Annotated in this window: 2 protein-coding genes and 1 pseudogene; all 3 read right to left on the bottom strand. The window is 37.5% G+C overall.

The annotated features are described in order from the left end of the window. Nucleotides 1–41 precede the first annotated feature (41 nt). Nucleotides 42–881: an RsfA family transcriptional regulator gene (locus ADJ83_RS17475; RefSeq protein ID WP_031540081.1), complete on the bottom strand. Its 840-nt coding sequence runs from the start codon at nucleotides 879–881 to the stop codon at nucleotides 42–44. A 157-nt stretch (nucleotides 882–1,038) separates the two neighbouring features. Beyond that, a pseudogene (locus ADJ83_RS17470) lies at nucleotides 1,039–1,881 on the bottom strand (MFS transporter); the annotation flags it as partial. Nucleotides 1,882–1,883: 2 nt separating this feature from the next. Further along, nucleotides 1,884–3,245: an IS4 family transposase gene (locus ADJ83_RS17465; protein ID WP_048717268.1), complete on the bottom strand. Its 1,362-nt coding sequence runs from the start codon at nucleotides 3,243–3,245 to the stop codon at nucleotides 1,884–1,886. Nucleotides 3,246–3,408 lie beyond the last annotated feature (163 nt).

Below are 3,408 nucleotides of genomic sequence, written 5' to 3'. Positions count from 1 at the left end.
CCAGTTTGTACGCTGATAAGCAAGGCGCCTCCGCTTTTTAATTACTCTGCGACTTTTTCGAGGTTTCCGTTTCTGTCCATTTTAAATTTGGTTGGGCGCTCGTCTTCTTCTAGTACTACTAGTTTTCGGGCTCTGTTCATGATTTTCATGAGTGTTTCGTAATCTTCTTGCATTGTTTCTGAGTTATTTTCGATTTGATGTAGTTTTTCTTCTAATTCTTTGTTCCGGCTTCTAATTGTGTCCATTTCTCTTTTTAAACGCTCATTCTCGCTTTTTAAGATTTCTAGCTGTATAGGGGCATTGCGGAAATTTTGTAAGTAGGAAAGAACAGTGTCAAAATTTAGTGTACCAGCTTGGCTATGGTTTCCTGCTGGATAGGCAGGCGCTTTTTTTGTTTCGTATACTGGAATTTGCTGTACTTCTTCCTCTGTTTCCTCTTCTGATTGATAGTTTACAAGCTCTTCTTCTTGTTGACTAGTAACATTTGTATCTAATGTTTCTGTTGTAAATAATGTATCCATAGCATCCATATCCACGTCCATCGAGCCCATTTCTAAGCTTGTGGAAGCAGTAAGAGCTTCGAGATCATCCACTGTTGGTACTGGTGGTGAATATAATAGTTTCTTCTTTCCACCTTGATCTTTTCCTAAAATTCGTTGTCGTTGCTTACGTTGCTTTTTGGCAAGCTGAAGTGCCTTTTCATATTGATGGCGAACGACTGCGTTCCAGCGGAATCCACATGCTGCTGACGTTCTATTTAATTTATCCCCAACTTCTTCAAAGGCGTTTAGCTGTGTGCTTCCTTCTCTAACATGTCTTAAAACCGTTTCTGCTAATAAAAGATCATTTTCTTCAGACCATGCGTCTTGTCTAACTTTCATTTCTAACCCAACTCCCAACTTAATCACGATAAATAAATATTTCTAGTTTCATCATTTCCAGAAAAGTATTTGTTTATACAAAAGAAATACAAGGATAGTAGATTTTTTTATAGTTTAGGAAAAATACAAATAAAGAGGATAAAAAAGCAGTCGGCCATCAAGCNGCTCGCTTCTCAACTAAGGCTCCTTCATTTTGAATGAAGAAGGCAGAAATAAAGGCAAATATACTTACAATAAATCCAAAGAGGAAGAGATGGTGAATACCCTCCATAAAGGTGGAGCCACTATTTAATAAGGAGCCCATAATAGTAACACCAATCGCGGTTCCCATGTTTCTGCAGAACATAAAGAAAGAGGTGGATATTCCTTTTTCATGGTTTCCAACTAATGCTTGAGAGCCGATAACACCAACAGTACTTAGCAAGCCAAATGCTAGTCCCTGAATAATCATTAGGATAAAAACATACCAGAACCCATTTGACTCATTTAATAATACTAATAAAATTCCTGAAAGCAAAAGCAACGTATTTCCGATTATTAATAGAATGCGATAGCCATATTTTAATATCCATTTACCAGCTGGAACCGACATAGCCATCCATCCAATCGACATACCAAGGAGAGAAACACCGCTCCATAAAACAGAGAGCCCTGCCTGATTTTGCAGGAATAAAGGAATATAGCTTGATGTTCCAAACAAAGCTAATGTTCCTACAAATCCGTTAAGAAAAATCCAGGTGATGGTTTTACTCCTAAAAATGGATAATGGAACAATTGGTGAAGCATGTCTTTTTTCGAAAAAATAAAATGTGATTAATAGAAGTATACCAACTATAGCAAAAATAAAAAGATAACTTTCTAGCACGGTAACTAGTAATACACAAGTTATTCCGATTCCAAATAGTGCTGCGCCAATATAATCAACCTGTGCCTTTTTAGGCTGATAGACTTCTTTATATGGAATCAACGTAAGTAGAGCAATAATACAAACTGGTAAATTACTCAACTTTCGCAGAGTGATATCGGCAAATAAGCCTTGATATAATTAGGAAGGCCAGCGATCCACTGTTCAAGTTGACTTTGAATTATTTTTTTGATTTTCTTATTCGTTTGTTTAAGTGCATCTTGAAGAAGCTCGATCAATTGCTGTAATGCGACAGCCCAATCAAGTTCATTTACTTCATCGCATAATTCGTAAAACAGACCACCTATTGTGCGTTGATCGGTATTACAGCGATTCTGCCACGACAGAACGATAAAACGAGAAAACACAATCGTTGTATGGCAAATAAGCGCGTCATATGAACGGCTTTGGAATTCTTTTTCAAGTTTCAAAAGAGATTTGGCCGCCTTAAAGAATACCTCGATATCCCAGCGCATTCCATAGATTCGGACGATCTCCTGTTCTGAAAGAGTGCAGTCTGTGCTGAGGATGGCAAGCCAGTCGCTTTTCTTATTTCTGTTTTGAATGAATACCACTTTAATTGGTGTTCCATTAGCCATGATCGTATGGATGGAACGAAGAATTCCTTTCTTGGATTGAATGGGTCCAGCTAGGCGGTATAGTTGCTTTAAAGAAACCATCTCCCCGTTTACGTTATAACGTTGTTTTGTTTCTTTGACCATACCAATTACGTCTAATCCTTGATCCACAATAGACTTTACAAGTGGTGGCAATGTAAACCAAGAATCCATAAGGACATAACTTGCATCTATCCCATTGGCTAATGCACGTTTAATCATGTCAGGAACTTGTTCAGGCTCAGTTTGTAATGCATTTTCTCGACGCTTGTATCCACAAGTACGTTTATCAATTTTTTCAGAGATACCATTGATTTGAGACTTTTTTGAACTGACTAAAGAAAAGTCAATTGGCATAAATGTATAGCCATCTGACCAGCCCAAAGTGAGCATACGAAACCCCTTAAAGAAACGCATTTTCAGGGAAGCATGATCAAAACAACGAGCGAGAAGCTCTACCTTTTTACTACGATTTCGGTCATACGCAGAATCATCGATAATCAGTACTTTTGGACGCTCTTTATTCGTAAGGCGAGTCACCTTTTGAATAGTAAAAATGCTCAACAGTAGTAAGAAACGGCGCCAATTAAAAGTTGATTGGTTTAAAAAGCGATAGACGGCATCTTTGGCTGGAAACTGATCGGCTTTCTTTGAATCAAGAAGTGAAAACCAATTTTTGTGCTGGAAAATCAAACAGAAAACAAGCTGAAATAAGTAGGAACAGCTGAAACCGAAGGATTTTTTAATTCCTGCTTGGCGCAGGTGTTTATTCATTTCAAGCTCAGAAAAAACCGAATTAAGTTCTTTTGGTAGTTGATTGTTTTGGCTATTTTGGTCTATCATATAGGGAGCACCTCTTCTGTATGGTAGTGTTTTCTCTACAATTACACTATACCAAAGAATGAGGTGTTATTTCATTTTATTAAACACTGTCAAGCAACATATTTAATAGACCATAGACGCAATACAACTAACGATTTGCACTTATTTTTTTGGTGCGAAAGTT

Source organism: Bacillus sp. 522_BSPC (assembly GCF_001076885.1).
In the GTDB taxonomy this organism is placed as follows: Bacteria; Bacillota; Bacilli; order Bacillales; family Cytobacillaceae; genus Niallia; species Niallia hominis.
This window is presented reverse-complemented; position numbering and strand designations above follow the sequence as displayed.

Coding starts and splice junctions, on each gene's coding strand:
- ADJ83_RS17475 (WP_031540081.1), bottom strand. CDS start 881: ATGAAAGTTAGACAAGACGCATGGTCTGAAGAAAATGATCTTTTATTA.
- ADJ83_RS17465 (WP_048717268.1), bottom strand. CDS start 3,245: ATGATAGACCAAAATAGCCAAAACAATCAACTACCAAAAGAACTTAAT.